This is a genomic window from Actinomadura miaoliensis (assembly GCF_039536785.1).
Classification (GTDB): Bacteria; Actinomycetota; Actinomycetes; order Streptosporangiales; family Streptosporangiaceae; genus Spirillospora; species Spirillospora miaoliensis.
This window is the reverse complement of the sequence record NZ_BAAAZG010000086.1, coordinates 24,501-45,087: the sequence shown is the minus strand read 5'-3', so window position 1 is coordinate 45,087 and position 20,587 is coordinate 24,501. Positions and strand designations below refer to the sequence as shown.

The window sequence follows — 20,587 nt, the reverse complement described above, 5'->3', positions numbered from 1 at the left end:
GCACCATGGGCCACACCACCACCGACGCGCGCCGCGGGCAGGCGGCGCCGGCGTCGGGCACGTCTCCGGCCGGGCCTTCTCCCCAAGGCCACGAGGGGCCCGGCCGGGGCCGGCGCCGCCCGCGCCGCCGTACGGGAGACGGGCAGGGGCGGCTCGCCGCGCTCCTGCTCTCCCCCACCTTCGCGGTGCTGGCCGTCGTCATCGCCTTCCCGATCGTGGCCGCCGTGTGGGACTCCCTGCACACCACCCGCGAGGAGCTGGACGCCGACGGGCTCGTGGTGGAGGCCGAGCGGTTCAGCGGACTGGACAACTACACCGCGCTGCTGACCGGCCCGCTGAGCGACCGGTTCTGGACCGCGATGGCCAACACCACGCTGTTCACCGTCGTCACCGTCGCGATCGAGACCGTGCTGGGCCTGGCGATGGCGCTGCTGATGCACCGGGCGTTCCGCGGCCGCGGGCTGTTCCGCGCCAGCGTGCTGGTGCCGTGGGCGATCCCCACCGCGATCTCCGCGCTGCTGTGGCGGTGGATCTTCTCCGCGGACGGGGTGGCCAACGCGGTGCTCGGCCGGGAGGTGCTGTGGACCGCCGACGGCGGCGCCGCCCGCCTCGCCGTGATAGTCGCCGACACCTGGAAGACCGCGCCGTTCGTGGCGCTGCTGGTGCTGGCCGGGCTGCAGATCGTCCCCGACGAGGTGTACGAGGCGGCCCGGGTGGACGGCGCCGGGGCCTGGCAGCGGTTCGTGTCGATCACGCTGCCGCTGGTCAAGCCGACGCTGCTGGTGGCGGTGATGTTCCGGATGATGGACGCGCTGCGCATGTTCGACCTGCCGCAGGTGCTGGTCGGCACCCGCAAGCCGTCGGTGGAGACGCTGTCGCAGCTGGCCTGGGACGAGGCGATGAACCTGCGGTACGGGCCCGCGGCGGCGGTCGCGACCGTCCTGTTCCTGTACATCGCGGTGGCCGCGTACGTGTTCGTGCGGCTGCTGGGCGCCGACGTGATCGGCGACGACGGGGAGGAGGCGCGATGAGGCGGCTCGCCGACCGGCTGTCGCCGGTGCTGGTGGCGGTGTTCTGCCTGGCCCCGTTCTACTGGATGGTGGTGTCCAGCCTGCGCCGCAGCGGCGACATCCTGGACAGGTCGCCGATCCCGAGCCCGGTGTCGCTGGAGAACTACCGGGCGGTGTTCGAGCCGGGCAACGGGTTCTGGCGGGCGCTGGGCAACAGCGTGATCGTCGCCGGGACGACCACCGTGCTCACCCTGGTCGTCGGGGTGTCGGCGGCGTACGCGCTGGCCCGGCTGCGGTTCCGGTTCAAGCGGCTGGTGCTGGCGCTGGTGGTGTCGACCTCGATGTTCCCCGGCAGCCTGCTGATCGTCCCGCTGCTGCGGCTGTTCACCGACATCGGCTGGATCAACACCTACCAGGCCATGGTGGTGCCGAACCTGTCGTTCGCGCTGCCGCTGGCGGTGTGGAACCTGACCTCGTTCTTCCGCCGGCTGCCGTTCGAGCTGGAGAAGGCGGCCATGGTGGACGGCTGCACCCCCGGCCAGGCGTTCCGCAAGATCATCATGCCGCTGGCCGCGCCGGGCGTGTTCACCACCGCGATCATCACGTTCGTGGTGGCCTGGAACGAGTACCTGATCGCGGTGAGCATGGTCAACGAGCAGCGGATGAAGACCGCCAACGTGATCGTCGCCCAGTTCACCGGCCAGCACGGCTACGACCAGCCGTTCGGCACCCAGATGGCGGCCGGGGTGATCGTGACCGTCCCGCTGGTGGTCGTGGTCCTGCTGTTCCAGCGCCGCATCGTGGCCGGGCTCACCTCCGGCGGCCTCAAGTGATCACCTCCCGTTGAGCGGGACGTCATCTCCCGATCGCCCTCCATTCGCAACCCTCTTTCATTAATCGTGCCTGGTCAGGCCGTTCACGGCCATCCCCCCACTCTGGAGCCGCGCATGAGATCATCCCTGCCCGCCGCCGGGCGCCGGTCGTTCCTGACGCTCACCGGCGTGAGCGCCGCCGCGTTCGCGGTCGGCACCGGCCACGCCGCCGCCGACGAGACCGTCGGCGGCAAGGTCCCCGCCGACCCGTTCGCCCTCGGCATCGCGTCCGGCGACCCGCAGCCGGACGGGTTCGTGCTGTGGACGCGCCTGGCGCCCCGGCCGCTGGAGGCCGACGGCCACGGCGGCATGCCGCCGCGCCCCTACACGGTGCGGTACGAGGTCGCCGAGGACGAGGCGTTCACCCGCGTGGTCAAGCGCGGCCAGGCCATCGCCACGCCCGAGCTGGCGCACTCGGTGCACGTCGAGGTGCACGGGCTGCGCCCCGGCCGCGAGTACTTCTACCGGTTCAAGGCGGGCGGCGAGCTGAGCCCGGCCGGCCGGACCCGCACCGCGCCCGACCCGCGCTCCACGCCCGCGCGGCTGCGGTTCGCCACCGCGTCCTGCCAGGCGTGGTACCACGGGCACTTCACCGCCTACCAGCACATGGCCGCCGAGGACCTGGACCTGGTCCTGTTCCTCGGCGACTACATCTACGAGTACGGCATCACCAAGAGCAACTGGTGGCGCCAGGAGCCGCTGCCGCTCGGCCCCGAACACGGCGTGGAGATCAACACGCTGGAGCAGCACCGGCTGCGGTACGCGCTGTTCAAGACCGACGAGCACCTGCAGGCCGTGCACGCTCTGGCCCCGTGGCTGTTCACCACCGACGACCACGAGGTGCAGAACAACCACGCCGGCGACTGGTCGGAGACCGGCGTGCCGCCCGCCGACTTCCTGCGCCGCCGCGCCGTGGCCTACCGGGCGTTCTACGAGCACCTGCCGCTGCGCGGCGCGATGCTGCCGGACGGCCCCGCCATGGCGCTCTACCACCGGCGGCACTGGGGACGGCTCGCGCAGATCGACATGCTGGACAACCGGCAGTACCGCGACACCTACCCGGCCGGGGCCGTCATCGACAACTCCCCCGAACGCCTGGACCCGCGCCGCTCCATCCTGGGCGCCGAGCAGGAGAGGTGGCTGTACGACGGGCTGCGCCGCTCCGACGCGGTGTGGAACCTGCTGGGCAGCGGCGTCGTCATGGCCCAGATCGACCGCGACACCGGTGCCGGCGAGCTCTACAGCAACGACATGTGGGACGGCTTCCCCGCCAACCGGGACCGGCTGTTCGCCGCGTTCCGGCGGCACGGCATCGCCAACCCGGTGGTGCTGTCCGGCGACATCCACCGGCACGTGGCCGCCGAGCTGAAGGCCGACTGGAAGGACCCGGGGTCGGCCACGATCGGCACCGAGCTGGTGACCGGGTCCATCGGATCCGACGGCGACGGCGGCGAGACCGACTCCACCGGCCCGCTGTGGCTGAGCAACCCGCACGTCAAGCTCTACAACGCCCGCCGCGGCTACGTCAGCTGCACCCTGACCCCGAAGACGCTGACGTCGGAGTACAGGACCGTCGCCTACGTCAGCCGCCCCGGCGCGCCCGTCGCGACCGCGGCCCGATTCGTCACCGAGGCCGGACGTCCCGGCCTGAACCGGGAGGTGTGAGCCCGTGAGCAGCCAGGGAAACGTCGCTCGACGCACCGCGCTCGGCATCGGCGCCGCCGCCGTCCCCGCCGCGCTCGTGTTCACCCCGTCCGCCGCCGAGGCCTCCGCCGCGTCCGGCCCCCGGCCGAAGCCGGTGCGCCGCCCGCGCGCCGCCGGCGAGATCGGCCGGATCCGCCTGACCTGGGAGGGCGAGGCGTACAAGCCGCTCGTCGACCACTACGCCGTCTACGGGTCGCGGACCAAGGGCTTCGCGATCGGGCCCGACACTCTGCTCGGCAAGACCGTCTACACCAGCTTCCTGCACGATCGCATGGGCGGCCGGCGCCAGGACTGGTACTACCGCGTCGTGGTGGTGGACGCGGCCGGGAACCGCAGCCGCCCCTCCGGCGAGATCGCCGCGCACAGCACCGAATCCGTCACCGTGTCGGGCACACCGCTGGCGACCGTCGGGACGTTCGACCACAAGTCGCTGGAACTGGCACTGGCGCCCAACGGCTACGCCCAGTACCGCACCCGCTTCCCGGGCGGCGTGGACTTCACCCACGGCAGGAGCGACCCGAAGACCGACTGGTCGTACATCCAGCCGGGGCCGTCCGACTCCTGGGCGGGCAACCCCAAGTCGACCCGCACCACGTTCCGCTTCGCGCTGGACGCGGTGCCGGACGGCGAGGTGTGGCTGGCGATCTGGCTGCTGGACACGCACGCGTCCATCCCCGGCACGATCAACCTCGGGCTGAACGGCACCCCCGTGCGGGACGTCAAGCTGGAGAACGGCGGCACCCGCGGCTCCCTGGAAGGCGACGCGACGCTGCCCGGCACCCCGCTCAAGCCGTCCTACGTGGAGCTGGAACTGCCCCGCTCCGCACTGCGCACGGGCGAGAACGCGCTGACCATCGACAAGCAGGTCGGCTCCTGGCACGTCTACGACGCGCTGGGCGTCTTCACCCGCTGACTGCGCAGGCGGTAGGCGCGCGGGGTCGTCCCCACGCGCGCGGCCTGTCCAGGTGCCGTAGCGCCCACGCCCGGGTGGCGGCCAGGTCGTCCCGCGCGGGCGGCGGCAGCGGCGTGCGCACGACCTGCGCCTGGTCGCCGGGACGCGCGGGGGCGGCCACCGACAGCCGCGCCGCCTCCGCCGCCACCGCCGCGCCGTGGTCGGCCCGGACCATGTGCAGGCACAGCTCGACGCACGCGGCGGCGCCCGCCGAGGTCAGCACGGGTCCGTCGGCGACGTACAGCACGTCCGGCACCGCCTCCACCTCGGGGAAGCGGCGGGCCAGCTCGCCGGTCAGACCCCAGTGCGTCGTGGCGCGGCGGCCGTCGAGCAGGCCCGCCTGCGCGAGCACGAACACGCGGGTGCAGATCGCGGCCGTCCGCGCCCCCCGCGCCGCCGCGTCCCGGACCGCCTCCAGCACGCGCGGGTCGACGTCCTCCCGCCCGCCGCCGCCCACGACGATCACCGTGCCGGCGTCGTCGACGGCGTCCAGCCCGTGCGAGGCGACGATGCCCATGTCGCCCACGTCCTCCACCGGCCCCGGCTCGGCCGCGCACTGCACGACGCGGTAGCGATCGGGAAAGGCGCCGAACACCATCCGCGCGATCGACACGTCGAACGCCATCACGGGCGGTACGAGCACGAACACGATGCGGTGTGGACCGTCGGGCATGGCCCGCGGCGCTGTACCACACCTGGCCGGACACCCTCCCGCCGCTGTTCGGATCGGTGCTGTCGGCGGCCGAAGGCGCCGGCGCCGGCTACGTCATGCTCGGCAACCTGTACGGCTGCGGCCCCGTGGACGGGCCGCTGACCGAGGCGCGCCCGCTGGCCGCGACCGGGCCGGAGGGCTCGACCCGCGCCCGGCTGTGGCGGGAGGCGAGCTGTGGGAGACGACGCACATGTCGCACCGGCCGTTCCTGGTCGACTCGTCGGCGATGGAGGACGCGTTCGGGCTCAAGCCCACGCCCCTGGACGACGTCCTGTCCCAGACTCTGGGCGCGGCCTGAGCCCGCGTGAAGCCTGCCCAGGGCGGCGCGGATGTCCTCTTTGTTAAGCGGACGTTAGATCTGGGGCTTCGTTCTTGAACGGGGTTCGGCGGATCGGTGACGCTTCGGGGGCCTGCGGTGACGCAGGTCACCCCGTTCCCGTCCCGTGATGCGAGGAGGTGCCCGGTGACGACGACGTTGTCCGGCGGCACGCCGTCCCGGCCCGTTCGGCGCCCGTGGAAGGCGCTGGTCGGCGGTTCGATCGGCAACCTGGTCGAGTGGTACGACTGGTTCGTCTACTCCAGCTTCGCCGTCTACTTCGCGGCCTCGTTCTTCCCCAAGGGGAACTCGACCGCGCAACTGCTCAACACGATGGGCATCTTCGCCGTCGGGTTCTTCATGCGCCCGGTCGGCGGCTGGCTGCTGGGGCGCCTCGGCGACCGGCGCGGCCGCAAGGCCGCGCTGACCGCCACGGTCACGCTGATGTCGGTCAGCGCGCTGCTGATCGCCATCGCGCCCACCTACGACACCGTCGGCTACTTCGGCGCCGTGGTGCTGCTGGTGGCGCGGCTGCTGCAGGGCCTGTCGGTCGGCGGCGAGTACGCGGCCAGCGCCACGTACCTGACCGAGGCGTCCACCCCCGGGCGGCGCGGCTTCTTCTCCAGCTTCCAGTACGTGTCGATGACCGCCGGCCAGCTGTGCGGGCTCGGCCTGCAGATCCTGCTGCAGCGCACCATGTCGGAGGACACGCTGCACTCCTGGGGCTGGCGGATCCCGTTCATCGTCGGCGCGCTGGGCGCGGCGGTGGTGTTCTACCTGCGCCGCAACCTGCTGGAGACCGAGGCCTACGAGGCCGAGGAGGACGCCGCCGAACCCGCCGAACGCGGCACGCTGCGCGGCCTGTTCCGGCACCGCCGGGAGTTCGCGCTGGTCATCGCCCTGACCATGGGCGGTACGGTGGCGTACTACACCTACACCACCTACCTGACCAAGTACCTGTCCAACACCGCGGGCATGAGCAAGGACGACGCCACGCTGGTCAGCTTCTGCGCGCTGACGGTGTTCATGCTCCTGCAGCCCGCCGCCGGGGCGCTGTCGGACCGGATCGGCCGCCGGCCGCTGCTGATCTCGTTCGGCGTGGGGTCCATGCTGGGCACCGTGCCGATCATGACGGCGCTGCGGGACGTCAGCGGCTTCTGGCCCGCGCTGGCGCTGATGCTGGGCGGCCTGGTCATCGTCACCGGCTACACCTCGATCAACGCGGTGGTCAAGGCCGAACTGTTCCCCACCCACGTGCGGGCGCTCGGCGTGGCGCTGCCGTACGCGCTGGCCAACGCCATGTTCGGCGGGACCGCCGAGTACGTGGCGCTGTGGTTCAAGCAGGGCGGCATCGAGTCCGGGTTCTACTGGTACGTCTCGGGCTGCGCGGCGGTGTCGCTGGTCGTGTACGTGACGATGCGCGAGACGCGGCACGCCGTCCTGTCCCGCGCCGACAAGGCCCCGGCCGCCGAACTGGCGGGCCGCGGCTGACCTGGCGCGAAGCCGGCCTGCGAGCACCTACCCTTGCTCCGGGAAGGGGCAAGGGTAGGTCTGTGCCGGACGGGGTGGGCATGCGGGTGCTGTTGGTCGAGGACGACGACCGGCTCGCCGACGCGCTCACCACGGCCCTGGCCGGGCGCGGCCACCGCGTCGAGCGGGTCGTGCGGGCCGACGACGGGCTGCGGCTGAAGGACCGCTGCGACTTCGTCCTGCTGGACCTCGGCCTGCCCGACATGGACGGCCTGGACATGCTGCGGCGGCTGCGCCGGGTGTCGGCCGTGCCGGTCATCGTGATCACCGCGCGCACCGAGGAGCGGGCCGTGCTGCGCGGCCTGCGCGCCGGGGCCGACGACTACCTGATCAAACCGTTCCGGATCATGGAGCTGCTGGCGCGGATGGACGCGGTGGCCCGCCGCTCCGTCCCGCCGCCCGGCCGGCCCCCCGCGCCCGCCGACCCGGCCGCCGCCGCACCCGAGATCGTCCAGGCCGGGGACGTGCGGATCGACCTGCGCGCCCGCGAGATCACCGTGGCCGGCGCCCCCGTCACCCTGACCCGCCGCGAGTTCGACGTGCTGGCGCTGCTGGCGCGCGAGCCGGGCGTGGTGCGCAGCCGCGAGGAGATCCTGGACGCGGTGTGGGGCGACGCGTTCCTCGCCGCGTCCCGGTCGCTGGACGTGCACATCGCCGGAATCCGGGCCAAGACGGGCCGACCGGGGCTGGTGCGCACGCTGCGCGGCACCGGCTACCGGCTGGGCGTCGAGGACTGATGCGCCGCCGTCTGCTGCTGACCTACCTGGCGCTGATCGGCGGGCTGGTGCTCGCGCTGGCGGTGCCGCTGGCCTGGGCGTACGCCCAGCAGCGCACGGGCGTGCTGCTGCTGGACCGGCGCGCCGACGCCACCCGCCTGGCCGAGCTGACCGACCAGGCCGTCCGCGAGGGCGACACCTCCGTGCTCGTCAGCGAGGTGCGCCGGTACGCCTCCCTGTACGGGGCGGGCGTGGAGGTCCGCGACGACTCGCGCGCCGTGCTGATCCGCTCCGGCACCGTGGACCCGCCCGCCGCCGTGGCGGTGCGGCGCGCCCTGGCCGGGCGCACGACCGAACGGCTGCCGCTGGTCACCCCGTTCGGCCCCGACCGCGTGGTGGTGGCCGAGCCCGCCGGGCGCGACGCGCAGGTCGTCGGCATGGTGCTGGTCGAGGCGCCGACCATCGACGCCCGCCGCGACATCGCGCTGGTGTGGCTGACCCTGGCCGCCGCCGCTGCCGCCGCGTTCACCGTCGCCGTGGTGGCGGCACGGCGGCTGACCCGCTGGACGCTGCGTCCGGTGGCCGAACTGGACGCCGCCACCGAGGCGATCGCGGCGGGCCGCATGCACGCCCGCGCCGCGGTCGGCGGGCCGGGCCCGTCGGAGCTGCGCCGCCTGGAGGAGCGGTTCAACGCCATGGCCGACGCGGTGTCGGCGGCGCTGGAACGCCAGCGCGCCTTCGTCGCCGACGCCTCGCACGAGCTGCGCACCCCGCTGGCCGTGCTGTCGCTGCGGCTGGAGAACCTGCAGCCGCACCTGCGCGACACCGGCGCGGACGAGCACCGGCAGGCCCTGGAGGAGGTCGACCGGCTGGGCGCGATGCTGGAGGACCTGCTCACCCTGGCCCGCCTGGAGTCCGGCACGGGCGCGGCGGCCGGGCCGGTCGACCTGGTCGCCGAGCTGGCGCCCCGGCTCGACGCCTGGGGCGAGGTCGCCGCGGCCCGTACCGTCGACCTGCACGCCGACCTGCCGGAACGCCTCACGGCGCACTGCCCGCCCGACACCGCCGGACGCGTCGCCGACATCGCCATCGACAACGCCATCAAGTTCGTGCCGGACGGCGGGCACGTCACCGTGTCGCTGTCGGCGTGCGACGGCACGGCCGTGCTGCGCGTCGCCGACGACGGCCCCGGCCTGGACCCGGACGAACTGGAGGCCGCGCGGCGCCGGTTCTGGCGGTCGCCCCGCCACGGCAACGTCGAGGGCAGCGGACTCGGCCTCGCCATCGCCGACGAGCTGGCCCGCGCGGGCGGCGGAACCCTCGCGCTGCGGCCCGCCGACCCGCACGGCCTGGTCGTCGAGCTGCGCCTGCCGCTCGACGCGTTCGGTCAGCCGTAGACGGAGCGGTAGTAGCGGACGGCGCCCGGGTGCAGCGGCACGGTGCCGGTACCGATCGCGTACCGCTCGTCCAGGTAGCTGCCGGGCACCTCGGGCCCCGGCAGGCGGTCGCGGGCGTGGAACATCACGCGCGTCACCGTCTCGGCCAGGCCGGGCGACAGGTCGCGGCGCGCCACCAGGAAGCTGGGCACGCCGACCGTGGGCACCTCCGTGGCCTGCCGGTACGTGCCCGCCGGCACCGACACGCCCACGTACGTCGGGCCGTGCGCGCGGCGCAGCGCCAGGATCAGCCCGTCCAGCGGCACCAGCCGCACCGGCGTGCGGGCGGCCAGGTCGGCGATCGCCTTGGTCGGCACGCCCCCGGACCAGAAGAACGCCTCCACATCGCCGCCCGCCAGCGCCGCACACGACTCGGCCAGCCCCAGCCTGACCGTCCGGACGGGACGCGGCGGCTTGGCCGCCTCCAGCACCCGCTCCCCCACCACGGCCGTGCCCGACCCCTCCGCGCCCAGCGACACGCGGCGGCCCGCCAGGTCGGTGACGCGCCGCACCGGCGAGTCCTCGGCCACCACCAGGTGCGTGTAGTTGAGGTAGATCCGGGCCAGCGCGGTCACCGGCAGCGGCGCGCGGAACGCGCCGTGCCCCGCCACGGCGTCGGCGGCGCTGTCACTGAGCGCGAGCGCCAGGTCGGCGCGGCCCGTCGCGAGCATCCGCAGGTTCTCCACGCTGGCCGAGGTGGTCAGCACGTCGACGGTCAGGCCGCTGACGCGGCGCCGCAGCTCCTGGGCCAGCCGCCGCGCGAACGGCTCGTACTGCCCGTCGGTGGGGCCGCCCGCCAGGACCAGCCGCCGCCGTCCGCCGCCGGAGCCGTCCGAGCAGCCCGCCGCCAGCGCGGCCGCGGCCGCCGCGGCGCCCAGACGCAGGACGCCGCGGCGGCTCGGGACGAAGGCTGCGGGCGGCACCCGCCCACGTTACCGTCGGTAGGTGAGGCCGTAGCCGTACGGGAACAGCGGCTTCTTGCCGTCTCCGCGGTTGATCGGCTGCTGGTCGACACTTCGCATCCACGTCATCGGAAGCTTGCCGGTCGGCCTGGTGACGCCGAACAGCACGTCGGCGACGCCGCGTCCCTCGGTGCCCGGCAGCCAGGACGCCACCAGCGCGTTCCAGCCCGGCAGCTGCGCGGCGACGTCCAGCGGCCGTCCGGACACCAGCACGACGATCACCGGGACGCCGGAGGCGCGCAGCCGCTCGATCGTCGCCAGGTCGCCGGCGTCCAGCCCCATGCCGTCGGGACGGTCGCCCTCGCCCTCGGCGTACGGCAGCTCGCCGACGACGGCGACCGCCGCCCGGTAGGAGCCGTCGATGCCCGAGCCGTCCCGGCTGTAGTCCACGGTGGTGGACGGCCCGGCCGTCTGCCGGATGCCCTGCAGGATCGTGGTGCCGGGCGTGATGTTCCCCGGCGAGCCCTGCCAGGTGATCGTCCAGCCGCCGCTCTGGATGCCGATGTCGTCGGCGGCCCTGCCCGCCACGAAGATCTTGTTGTTGTTCCGGGCGAGCGGCAGCACGCCGCCGTCGTTCTTCAGCAGCACCTGCGACTCGGCCACGGCGCGGCGGGCCAGCGCGCGGTGCCGGTCGCTGCCGACCGTGCGCAGGAGGCGGCGGTCGGTGAACGGCCGCTCGAACAGGCCCAGCTCGAACTTCTTGGTGAGGATGCGCCGGTTGGCGTCGTCGATGCGGGCCATGGACACGTGCCCGGCCTGCACCTCGCCGCGCAGCGTGTCGATGAAGCGGCGCCAGTCCTGCGGCACCATGACCATGTCGATCCCGGCGTTGATCGCGGTGGCGACCTCCTGCGGGGTGAACCCGGGCTGCCCGTCGATCTGGTCGATGCCGTTCCAGTCGGAGACGACGAAGCCGTCGAAGCCGAGCTCCTTCTTCAGCACGTCGGTGACCAGGTAGCGGTGCCCGTGCAGCTTCACGCCGTTCCACGAGCTGAAGGAGATCATCACCGAGCCGACGCCGCGCCGCACCGCCGCCCGGAACGGCGGCAGGTGGATCCGGCGCAGCTCGGCCTCGGAGATCCGGGTGTCGCCCTGGTCGTCGCCGCCGGCGGTGCCGCCGTCGCCGACGTAGTGCTTGGCCGTGGCCAGGATCGACGCGGGGCCGTCCAGCCGCCTGCCCTGGAACCCGTCCACGATCACCGACATGGCGGCGGGCAGCTCGGGGACCTCGCCGAACGACTCGTACGTGCGGCCCCACCGGTCGTCACGGGCCACGCACAGGCACGGCGCGAACGTCCAGTCGACGCCGGTGGCCGCGACCTCCTCGGCGGTGGCGCGGCCGACATCGCGCACCAGGTCCGGGTCGCGGGTGGCGCCGAGCCCGATGTTGTGCGGGAAGATCGTCGCACCGACCAGGTTGTTGTGGCCGTGCACGGCGTCCACGCCGTAGATCATCGGGATGCGCCGGGGGGTGGCCAGCGCGGCGCGCTGGAACCCGTCGTACATGTCCGCCCACGCCTCGGCCGTGTTGGGGGTGGGCGTCGACCCGCCGCCCGACAGCACCGACCCGATGCGGTGGCGGGTGACGTCGTCGGGGGTGACGCTGCCGCGTTCGGCCTGCGTCATCTGGCCGATCTTCTCGTCCAGCGTCATCCGGGACAGCAGGTCCTCGACGCGGTCGCGCACGGGCCGCCGCGCGTCGAGGTAGCCGGGGCCCGTCGCGGGCCGGGCGGTCTGCGCCGCCGCGGGGACGGCGGCACCGGCGCCGGTGAACGCCAGCAGCGCCGCCGCCAGCACGGCGGTCTTCGCCCGGCGGCCGGGCAGGGAACGGGACGGGGAGCGACTCATCTCGCCTCCGGGGTGGGCAACAGTTCAGCGGACCGTGCGTTCCCCTCTCATCGCAGGCAACCTAAGCCCCTCCGTCCCCCGCGACCACCCCCCGTCCACTACCGGCCGCCCCACCCGCCCCCCGGCCCGGGGACGTCACCGCGTCCTACGCTCCTTCCGCCGGCCTCCACCTCCCTGGCGGACCGGATGACCACGGCGGACGCGCGGACGAGCGCGACGGCAGGACAACGACAGGTTCGCGCCGCAGACCACCTGGGTCTCGCTTCCCTGATGGTGAACTGCGGGCGACACGATGATCCGGCCGGCCGCCGGGACGTGGCGGATGAGGGAATCGAACCCTCCTCATGCGGCTTATGGGACCGCCGAACGCGCCAGCGTTCCTATCCGCCGGGGGCGGAGGGTGCGAGATTCGAACTCGCGCAGGGGGGACCCTGACGACGGCTTAGCAAGCCGCTGCCTTACCGCTCGGCCAACCCTCCGAGAAAATGAGAAAACCGCCTGTGCGAACTCCGGTCGCCAGGCGGTGCGCAGGTCAGGACGGTTCCGTCACGTCCCGCCGCGTCCGCTGCCAAGACCGGACAGGCTGCGCATTCGGCTACTGTGACGCCGCATCGCCGGCTCCTTCCGTTCTCGGTCTCGCTTCGTTACGACATTCAGGTTGCCGCAATTGTTCCCGGGCGTGCAAGACGTTTTCCACGCCGCCGAATCCGGCGGCGGCGCGAATGGCCGGCGCGGGGCGCGGGCGGTGCCCCGCGGGCGCCCCGCGCCGGTCCGCGGATCGTCTCAGCCGGGGGCTTCGCACGCTTCCCGCAGCGCTCTGAGGGCGTGATAGACGCGGGCCTTGACGACCTCCACCGGAAGCCCGAGCGACGCGGCCGCCTCGTTGACCGACCGCCTGCGGAAGTACGTCTCGGTCAGGATCTCCCGGTGCGCCCACGACAGCGACCGGAACGCCCGCGCGGCGGGCTCGTGCATGGGGGCGGGCGCCATCTGGCCCGCGCTCTTGCCGGTTCGCAGTGCCACACCCAGAACCTCGCATCTCCCACCACCCCCGGCGATCCCCTTATGGCGGGCTTAAGGAAGCGCTCAGGGACGTTTATCCCGTGCGCGGGGACGCGGGGGCGGGCGGGCGCGGCGGGCGGAGGGGCGTGGGCGTCGGTGCGGTCGCCGTGAACCAGTGGGGCGGTTGGGGAGTCGAACCCCGAGTCAGCCTTCATGCCTATATGTCCCCACGGAGAGAACATGACCGAGCCCGACGTGCTGGGCCGCGCGCTGCTCAAGGCGTTCGCCGACCGCGGCTACGAGGCGATCCTTCCCGACGCCGCCACCGTCGCCGTCACCCTGCCGGACGGCACGCAGGTCAAGGGCGACGTCCAGGAGTGGCGCCGGCACGCCGGGCGCAACTCGATGGCGGCGCTGCCCGGCATCGCCGCCGAGTTCGTCGAGCAGATGGAGAAGAACCTGCGCCGCGACGCCGAGCTGCGCCAGGCGGTGCGCGAGGACGCGCTGCCCGCCGACGACCTGCGCGTGCGGATCTACACCGAGGACGCCCTGCCGCAGGAGGTCTGGGACACGCTGGTCGTCCGGCCGCTGGCGCCCGGCCTGCTGGAGTCCGTAGTCGTCGACTATCCCGACTCCATCTCGCCCCTGCAGAAGTCCGCGCTGGGCGGCACGAGCGCCGACGAGGCGTTCGCGCGGGCGCTGGCGCGGTCGGTGGACGGGGAGCCGCACCACATCATGACGCGCGAGCTGTACGGGGTGCCGCTGACGCACATCAGCGGCGAGCACCGCTACGTCGGTGCGCACATGCACGTGCTGAAGCGTTATGTCGACCCGGCCGCGTCCCCGCACGGGGCGCTGGTGGCCTTCCCGATCCCCGAGCTGCTGCTCGTCCACCCGATCGGGCAGACGCAGATCTTCTCCGCGCTGGAGGCCGTGCAGGCGCTGGCGGCCCGGCACGTGGAGGTCGGCGAGAAGGCGCTCACCCCGGAGGTCTACTGGTGGCGTCCCGGCGCCTACGAGGCGCTGGACGAGGCGGCGGCGCTGGCGGGCGGCGGCGTGCCCGACCTGCGCCCGGTCCGCGTCGAGATCGACAAGGAGAACGCCAGGGCGAGCCTGCTCAGCGACGAGGCCTTCGCCGACCTGGTGCGGCGGCTCCTCGACGAGCAGGGTTAGCCCGGCGCGTTCTCCTCGTGCAGCAGGAGCAGGGCGTATGCGGCCACGGTGGCGTCGTCGGTGATCTCGCCCGCCCGGACCAGGCGCTTGAACTCGGCCCGGGTCACGAACCGCTGCCGCATGTCCTGCTCCTCCGGCTCGCGCGCGTGCTCGCCCGGTGTCAGCCCGGTCGCCAGGAACACGTGGACGCCCTGGCTGCTGGTGCCGTGCGAGCTGTGCAGGCGGCCCAGCGGCGTCATCGTGCCGGCGCGCAGCCCGGTCTCCTCGACCAGCTCCCGCCGGGCCAGCGCCTCGGGGTCGCCGCCGCGGTGGTCCGGGTGGGAGCCCTGCGGGAAGTTCCACGTCCGCCGCCCGATCGGGTAGCGGTACTCCTCGACCATGTGGAACCCGTCCCGCTCCGCCGGGATGACCAGGGCGTAGTCGTCCTTCTCGATGACCCCGTAGATGCCGCGCGACCCGTCGAGCCGCTGGACGAGGTCCTCGCGGACGGTCATCCACCGGTTCTCGTAGACCACGCGGGAGGACACCCGGCGCACCGCCGGTTCAGGCGTCATGGTCACCTCGCTGCTGTCGTCGCCGTTCCCTCCCATCATGGCCCGGGACGCGCCGGGCCGGGGGCGCACCGCCCCGGCGGCGCGGGCCTTCCGGCGGCGCGGGGACGATGCGCGAGTGGGCGGACACGCCGGCGTGACAGGTGGTTGAATCCACGGATATGTGGCAGTCGTCACACAGAGAACGGCCGTGGTTGCGGTGGTACCAGCCCGGGGTGCCGGCCGAGCCGGCGATCCCGGACGTCGCCGTGCCCCGGCTGCTGGACGACGCCGCCGCGCGGCATCCGCGGCGGCCCGCCCTGATCTTCCATGGCGGCCGGATCCGCTACCGGGAGCTGCGCGAGGCCGTGGACCGGTTCGCCGCCGGGCTGCACCGGCTCGGCGTGCAGCCGGGCGACCGGGTCTCGCTGGTGCTGCCGAACTGCCCGCAGCTGGTCATCGCGTTCTTCGGGGTGCTGCGGCGCGGCGCGATCGCGGTGCCGCACAACCCGCTGTCCACCGCGGAGGAGCTGCGCCACCAGCTCGCCGACTGCGCGCCGCGCGCCGCGGTGGTGCTGGACCGTTCACTGCCGGCGGTGCGGGCCGCGCGGGACGCCGCGCCGCTGGAACACCTGATCGTCACCTCGATCGGGGACGCGCTGCCCCCGGCGGCGCGGGCGGCGCTGCGGCTGCCGTTGCCGGCGGCCCGGCGGCGCCGCGCGGCGCTGGTCGCCGAGGTCCCCGCCGGGCCGGACGTGGTGCCGTTCGCCGAGCTGCAGCGGCCGGCGGACCGGCGCGTGCGGCAGTTCCGGCTCGACCCGTCGCGGCACCTGGCCGTCATCGCCTACACCGGCGGCACGGAGGCGCGTCCCAAGGGCGCCATGCTCACCCACCGCAATCTGGTCGCCAACGCCTGCCAGCAGCACGCGTGGGACGTGGAGGTCACCGACGGCGGCGAGGTCACCCTGGCGGTGCTGCCGCTGTTCCACACGTTCGGCATGATCAGTTGCCTGGTGGCGCCGGTGCTGAAGGCGGGCTCGGTCGTGCTGCTGCCCCGGTTCGACGGGGAGCGGGTGGTGCGGGCGCTGCGGCGGCATCGTCCCACCGTGTTCCCGGGCGTGCCGACGCTGTACGACCAGCTGCTCGACAGCCCACGGTTCCGGCCGTCCGACCTGGACCCGGTGCGGATCCTGCTATCGGGCGGCAGCCCGCTGACCGCCGCGACGCTGGGGCGGCTGGACGCGCTGGGGCACGCCGGCCGGCTGATCCAGGCGTACGGGCAGACGGAGGCGTCGCCCGCGCTGACCGCGAACCCGCTCGGCGGCGGCGCCCGCAACGACACCGTGGGCCTGCCGCTGCCGCTGACCGACGCGGTGATCGTCGACCACGGGGACCCGACCCGGCCGCTGCCGCCGGGCGAGCCGGGCGAGCTGGTGGTGCGCGGCCCCCAGGTGTTCGCGGGGTACTGGAACCAGCCGCTGGCCACCGCGCGCGTGCTGTCGAAGGGGTGGCTGCGCACCGGCGACATCGCGGTGATGAGCCCGGACGGCTGGATCACGCTGCTGGAACGCCGCCAGGACATGATCAAGGTGAGCGGGTTCAGCGTCTTCCCCGGCGAGGTGGAGCAGGTTCTGCGCCGCCATCCGGCGGTGTTCGACTGCGCGGTCGTCGGCCTGCCGGACGAGCGGCGCGGCGAACGCGTCGTCGCCTATGTCGTCGAGCACCCGGCCTACCCGTTCTCGGCGGAGGAGCTGCGCCGCCACTGCGCGAGGTACCTGTCGCACTACAAGGTGCCGGCCGAGTTCCGGCCCCGTCAGGATCTGCCCCGCAACGTCCTGGGCAAGGTGGTCCGCCGGCAGTTGCGCGACGCCGCCGCCACCCGCTGACCCGGGAGTTCTCGCCCGGGACCTCCTGGTGAGTGGTTGACTGAGCGGATGCGTCCCCCCGTCGCCCGTTCCCCCCATTCGTCGTCTCCGGCGTTGTTCGAGCGGCTCGCCGAGGTCGGCCGCGCCCGGGCCGCAAGCGGTGATGAGGCGGTGGTGCTGTACGACCGGCACGGGGTGCTGGTGGTGCGGGTCGGTGACGTGGTCGTCAAGGCGCACCAGGCGGACCGTGACGGCGGGCCGCCGCTGGAGCGGCGGATGCGGGTGGCGGCGTCACTGCCGGCGCTGCTGCTGCCTCCGCTGGACGGGCCGCTGCGGGTGGACGGCCGGGTGGTGACCGTGTGGCCGTACGGGGAGCCGGTCAGCCCGGACGCGGTGCCGTGGGAGGAGGCCGGCCGGCTGCTGGCCGCGCTGCACACGTGTCCGGTTCCGGCCGACGCGCCGCCGTGGGGGCGTCCCGCCCGGGTGGGGCGGCTGGTGCGGCGCCTGCCGGACGGGCCGGAGGCCGCCGAGGTGCGCCGGGCGTTCGCCACCCTGCCGTCGTGGATCCGCGCGGGGGAAGACGACCGAGGCGCGGACGGCGCCACGCCGCACCGGCTGATCCACGGGGACTGGCATCTGGGGCAGATGGTGCGCACCGGGGAGGGCGGCTGGCGGCTCATCGACGTGGAGGACCTGGGACGCGGCGACCCCGCCTGGGACCTGGCGCGGCCCGCGGCGCTGTTCTCGGCGGGGGTGCTGCCGCCCGGCGACTGGGCCCGTCTCCTGAGCGCCTACCGGGAGGCCGGGGGGCCGGCGGTGCCCGCGGACGGCGACCCGTGGCGGGCCCTGGACCTGCCCGCGCGAACTCTGGCGATCCAGATCGCCGCCACGTGCGTCATATCGGCGCGGGCGGACGGCCGTCCGCTCGACGGGCCCGAGCGGGCGCTCGTCGACACCTGCAGGCGCATCTCCGAGGCGGGACCAGGAATGACGTAGCGTTCGAGCTGCCCTACATTTAGCCCACCTGGGGATTTTTACGGAAGGACGATGAGGCGATGCACTGCCCCAAATGTCGCGGCGTGATGCGCACCTACACCCGTAGCGGCGTCCACATCGAGCAATGCGACAACTGCCGCGGAATCTTCCTCGACTACGGGGAACTGGAGGCGCTGAGCCGCCTGGAGGGCCAGGCCCACGCCGCCCCGCCGCCCGCGGCCCCGGCCGCGCCGGCGTGGGGTGCGCCCGGGCAGGTGCACCACCATCACCACGGTGGCGGGCACTACCACCGCCCGCACCACGGCGGCCTGTTCCACATGCTGTTCACGACCTGAGCGGACGTCTCGTCCCGGCGGCGTGCCGACACCCGAGGCATCGGCGCGCCGCCCTGCCGCGCGGCGGACGCCCCCGGCCTACAGGCGGGGGTCGACGGGTTCGGACTCCAGGGCGAGGACGGCGAACACCGCCTGGTGGATCCGCCACATCGGCTCTCCCGAGGTGAGCCGGTCGAGCGCCTCCACGCCGAGGGCGTGCTCGCGCATCGCCAGCGAGCGCTTGCGGCCGAGCGACCGCCCGCGCAGCCGCTCCAGGGTGCCCGGCTCGGTGTAGTCCGGTCCGTAGATGATCCTCAGGTACTCCCGGCCCCGGCACTTGATCCCGGGCTGGATCTTCCGGTCCTCCGGGAACGGCCCGAGCGGCTTGACGACCATGCCCTCGCCGCCGCGTCCGGTGTGCTCCTCCCACCAGCCGGTGACGTCCCGCTCCGACTCCGGCGAGGCCAGGTCGACGACGCGCGACTCGGTCGCCAGCAGCAGTCCGGACGGGTCGGCCTCGGCGAGCCGGGCCGCGATCCGCATGTGCCAGTCGTGCTCGCGGGCCGTGGCCCAGGCGCGGCCCTCGCCCGCCAGGATCTGGAACGGGGCCAGCCGCACGCCGTCCAGGCCGTCCACCGTCCAGCAGTAGCGGGCGTAGGCGTCGCGGAACAGCGCGGCGTTGGCGAGCCGCCGGTCGACGCGTCCACGCAGGTCAGCGATGTCCAGGCCGCGCGCGGACGCCCGGGCGAGCACGTCGGCGGCGGCCGGCAGGGCGGCCCGCGCGGCCGCGCCGGTCGCCGCGTACTGGGTCCTGATCAGCTCCATGGCCTTGGCCGACCAGGGCAGCAGCTCGCCGTCGAGCACCAGCCAGCCGGTCCGCAGCTCGTCCCACAGCCCGGCGGCGCCGATCGCGGTGCGCAGCCGGTCCAGGAGCGCGCCGGTCAGCGCGGGGTCGTTGAAGAACGCCCGTCCGGTGCGGGTGTAGACGGCGCCGGTCGTGCCGTCGTCCACGCCGAACCGGGCGGCGGCCACCGACGCGTCCCGGCAGACGACCGCGACGGCGCGCGAGCCCATGTGCTTCTCCTGGCAGATGACGCGGTTCAGGCCCGCGTCGCGGTACGCGGCCAGCGCCTCGGCCGGGTGCTCCAGGAAGCCGGGCAGCGCGGAGGTGGCGGACGGCGCCATCGTCGGCGGCAGGTAGACCAGCCAGCGCGGGTCGACCGCGAACCGGCTCATCACCTCCAGCGCGGTCAGCGCGTTCTCCTCGCGGACGGCGACGCGGCCCATGAGCCGGGTCTCCACGCCCTCGTTGCCGAGCACGTCCTCGATCTTCAGCGCCGTGTTCTCGCGGTGCCCGCCCGGGGCGGCGTGGCCCGGGGCGGGGTGCAGCGGGCGCACCGGCTCGTACCAGACCCGGCGCGCCGGACGCGACACCAGTTCCCGTTCGGGGTAGCGCAGCGCGGTCAGCTTTCCGCCGAATACCACGCCGGTGTCCAGGCAGATGGTGTTGTTGATCCACTCGGGCTGGGGCACGGGCGTGTGCCCGTACACGACCATGGCCTTGCCCCGGTAGTCCCTGGCCCACGGGTAGCGGACGGGCAGTCCGTACTCGTCGGTCTCGCCGGTGGTGTCGCCGTACAGCGCGAACGACCGCACCCGCCCGGACGCCCGGCCGTGGTAGGACTCCTTGAGCCCGGCGTGCGCCACGACGAGTCGTCCCTCGTCGAGCACGTAGTGGCTGATCAGGCCGTCCATGAACGCCAGCGCGGCGGCGCGGAAGTCGTCGGGTTCGGCGGCGAGCTGCTCCAGCGACTCGGCGAGCCCGTGGGCGACCCGCACCTTGCGGCCGCGCAGCGCCCGCACCAGCTTGGCCTCGTGGTTGCCGGACACGCACAGGGCCGTGCCGGCCTCCACCATGCCCATGACCAGGCGCAGCACGCCGGGCGTGTCCGGGCCGCGGTCGACCAGGTCGCCGACGAACACGGCGGTGCGGCCCTCGGGGTGGCGGGCGCCGGCGGCCCGGCCGAGCGGGTCGCGCTCGATCTGGTAGCCGAGGTCGCCGAGCAGGTCCTCCAGTTCGGCGCGGCAGCCGTGCACGTCGCCGATGACGTCGAACGGGCCGGTCAGCTCCCGTTTGTCGGTCCAGGCCTTCTCGTGGACGATGGTCGCCGCGTCGATCTCGGCGACGTCGCGCAGGACGTACACGCGTTTGAACTCGCGGCCGAGCGAGCGCAGGCCGCGCCGCAGCTCGCGGCGCTGCCGCGGGACGACGTGGTCGGGCAGCCGCCGGTCGGCGCGCGCGGCGTTGCGTTCGACCGCGACCTGCTCGGGCACGTCGAACACGATCGCCACCGACAGCACGTCGTGCTCCTTGGCGATGCGGACGAGCTGCTCGCGCGACTTCTGCTGGACGTTGGTGGCGTCCACGACGGTCAGCAGCCCGCGCCGCAGCCGCTTGCGGACGATGTAGTGCAGCAGGTCGAACGCGTCGCCGGAGGCGGACTGGTCGTTCTCGTCGTCGGCGACCACGCCCCGGCAGTAGTCCGACGACACCACCTGGGTGGGCCTGAAGTGCCGGGCCGCGAAGTGCGACTTGCCCGAGCCGGACACGCCGACCAGCACCACCAGCCCCATCTCGGGAACCCTGAT

The 20,587-nt window shown here is 73.9% G+C and carries 17 protein-coding genes and 2 tRNA genes; 11 read left to right on the top strand and 8 right to left on the bottom strand.

The features are described from left to right. Positions 1–5 precede the first annotated feature (5 nt). The 4 genes from ABD811_RS42820 (at position 6) to ABD811_RS42805 (ending at position 4,499) form a co-directional block, all read left to right on the top strand. Positions 6–1,031 (top strand): carbohydrate ABC transporter permease, encoded by a 1,026-nt coding sequence (locus ABD811_RS42820; RefSeq protein WP_344959347.1) that lies wholly within the window; start codon positions 6–8, stop codon positions 1,029–1,031. Further along, positions 1,028–1,843, top strand: a complete 816-nt coding sequence (locus ABD811_RS42815; protein ID WP_344959345.1) for a carbohydrate ABC transporter permease — start codon at positions 1,028–1,030, stop codon at positions 1,841–1,843. The genes ABD811_RS42820 and ABD811_RS42815 overlap by 4 nt, the downstream gene beginning before the upstream one ends. Positions 1,844–1,957: 114 nt before the next feature. After that, a complete protein-coding gene (locus ABD811_RS42810; protein WP_344959343.1) occupies positions 1,958–3,547 on the top strand; it encodes an alkaline phosphatase D family protein in 1,590 nt (529 codons plus the stop codon). Between the two features lie 4 nt (positions 3,548–3,551). Next, the gene (locus ABD811_RS42805; protein WP_344959340.1) at positions 3,552–4,499 is read left to right on the top strand and encodes a polysaccharide lyase family protein; all 948 of its coding nucleotides are present in this window, start codon (positions 3,552–3,554) and stop codon (positions 4,497–4,499) included. Here the strand turns inward: ABD811_RS42805 and ABD811_RS42800 are convergent. Next, entirely contained in the window at positions 4,489–5,211 is a 723-nt protein-coding gene (locus tag ABD811_RS42800; protein ID WP_344959338.1) for a GlxA family transcriptional regulator, read from the bottom strand. The two genes, ABD811_RS42805 and ABD811_RS42800, sit on opposite strands and share 11 nt — an antisense overlap. 502 nt (positions 5,212–5,713) lie before the next feature. Here ABD811_RS42800 and ABD811_RS42795 point away from each other — a divergent pair. The 3 genes from ABD811_RS42795 to ABD811_RS42785 all read left to right on the top strand — a co-directional run bounded on the left by ABD811_RS42795 (position 5,714) and on the right by ABD811_RS42785 (position 9,209). Then, a complete protein-coding gene (locus ABD811_RS42795; RefSeq protein WP_344959337.1) occupies positions 5,714–7,057 on the top strand; it encodes an MFS transporter in 1,344 nt (447 codons plus the stop codon). An 80-nt stretch (positions 7,058–7,137) separates the two neighbouring features. Next, positions 7,138–7,833 carry a response regulator transcription factor gene (locus tag ABD811_RS42790; protein ID WP_344959408.1) on the top strand — a complete coding sequence of 232 codons (696 nt, stop codon included), beginning with the start codon at positions 7,138–7,140 and terminating at the stop codon, positions 7,831–7,833. Continuing rightward, positions 7,833–9,209, top strand: coding sequence for a sensor histidine kinase (locus tag ABD811_RS42785; protein ID WP_344959335.1), 1,377 nt, complete (start codon positions 7,833–7,835; stop codon positions 9,207–9,209). The genes ABD811_RS42790 and ABD811_RS42785 overlap by 1 nt, the downstream gene beginning before the upstream one ends. Here ABD811_RS42785 and ABD811_RS42780 read toward each other — a convergent pair. From ABD811_RS42780 to ABD811_RS42760, 5 genes are all read right to left on the bottom strand, one after another. Beyond that, the gene (locus tag ABD811_RS42780; RefSeq protein WP_344959333.1) at positions 9,200–10,171 is read right to left on the bottom strand and encodes a TAXI family TRAP transporter solute-binding subunit; all 972 of its coding nucleotides are present in this window, start codon (positions 10,169–10,171) and stop codon (positions 9,200–9,202) included. The two genes, ABD811_RS42785 and ABD811_RS42780, sit on opposite strands and share 10 nt — an antisense overlap. 9 nt (positions 10,172–10,180) lie before the next feature. Beyond that, complete coding sequence (locus ABD811_RS42775) at positions 10,181–12,058, bottom strand: glycoside hydrolase family 3 protein (RefSeq protein ID WP_344959331.1); 1,878 nt, start codon at positions 12,056–12,058, stop codon at positions 10,181–10,183. 316 nt (positions 12,059–12,374) lie between these two features. Next, positions 12,375–12,447 (bottom strand) — tRNA-Met (locus tag ABD811_RS42770). Positions 12,448–12,452: 5 nt separating this feature from the next. Then, positions 12,453–12,537: transfer RNA gene (locus ABD811_RS42765), tRNA-Ser, on the bottom strand. 304 nt (positions 12,538–12,841) lie between these two features. Further along, positions 12,842–13,081, bottom strand: coding sequence for a sigma factor-like helix-turn-helix DNA-binding protein (locus tag ABD811_RS42760; RefSeq protein ID WP_344959329.1), 240 nt, complete (start codon positions 13,079–13,081; stop codon positions 12,842–12,844). A gap of 219 nt (positions 13,082–13,300) precedes the next feature. Between ABD811_RS42760 and ABD811_RS42755 the strand changes: the two genes are divergently transcribed. Next, positions 13,301–14,233, top strand: coding sequence for a hypothetical protein (locus ABD811_RS42755; RefSeq protein ID WP_344959327.1), 933 nt, complete (start codon positions 13,301–13,303; stop codon positions 14,231–14,233). On the opposite strand, the gene ABD811_RS42750 is transcribed toward ABD811_RS42755, so the two are convergent. Further along, entirely contained in the window at positions 14,230–14,787 is a 558-nt protein-coding gene (locus ABD811_RS42750; protein WP_344959326.1) for an NUDIX domain-containing protein, read from the bottom strand. The two genes, ABD811_RS42755 and ABD811_RS42750, sit on opposite strands and share 4 nt — an antisense overlap. A gap of 212 nt (positions 14,788–14,999) precedes the next feature. On the opposite strand from ABD811_RS42750, the gene ABD811_RS42745 reads away from it, so the two are divergent. The 3 genes from ABD811_RS42745 to ABD811_RS42735 are packed head-to-tail and all read left to right on the top strand — an operon-like array spanning position 15,000 to position 17,959. Continuing rightward, entirely contained in the window at positions 15,000–16,649 is a 1,650-nt protein-coding gene (locus tag ABD811_RS42745) for a long-chain-fatty-acid--CoA ligase (protein WP_344959324.1), read from the top strand. A 48-nt stretch (positions 16,650–16,697) separates the two neighbouring features. Next, positions 16,698–17,624: a phosphotransferase family protein gene (locus ABD811_RS42740; RefSeq protein WP_344959322.1), complete on the top strand. Its 927-nt coding sequence runs from the start codon at positions 16,698–16,700 to the stop codon at positions 17,622–17,624. A gap of 59 nt (positions 17,625–17,683) precedes the next feature. Beyond that, positions 17,684–17,959 carry a TFIIB-type zinc ribbon-containing protein gene (locus tag ABD811_RS42735; protein ID WP_344959320.1) on the top strand — a complete coding sequence of 92 codons (276 nt, stop codon included), beginning with the start codon at positions 17,684–17,686 and terminating at the stop codon, positions 17,957–17,959. A gap of 78 nt (positions 17,960–18,037) precedes the next feature. On the opposite strand, the gene ABD811_RS42730 is transcribed toward ABD811_RS42735, so the two are convergent. Next, entirely contained in the window at positions 18,038–20,572 is a 2,535-nt protein-coding gene (locus ABD811_RS42730; protein WP_425549518.1) for a polynucleotide kinase-phosphatase, read from the bottom strand. Positions 20,573–20,587 lie beyond the last annotated feature (15 nt).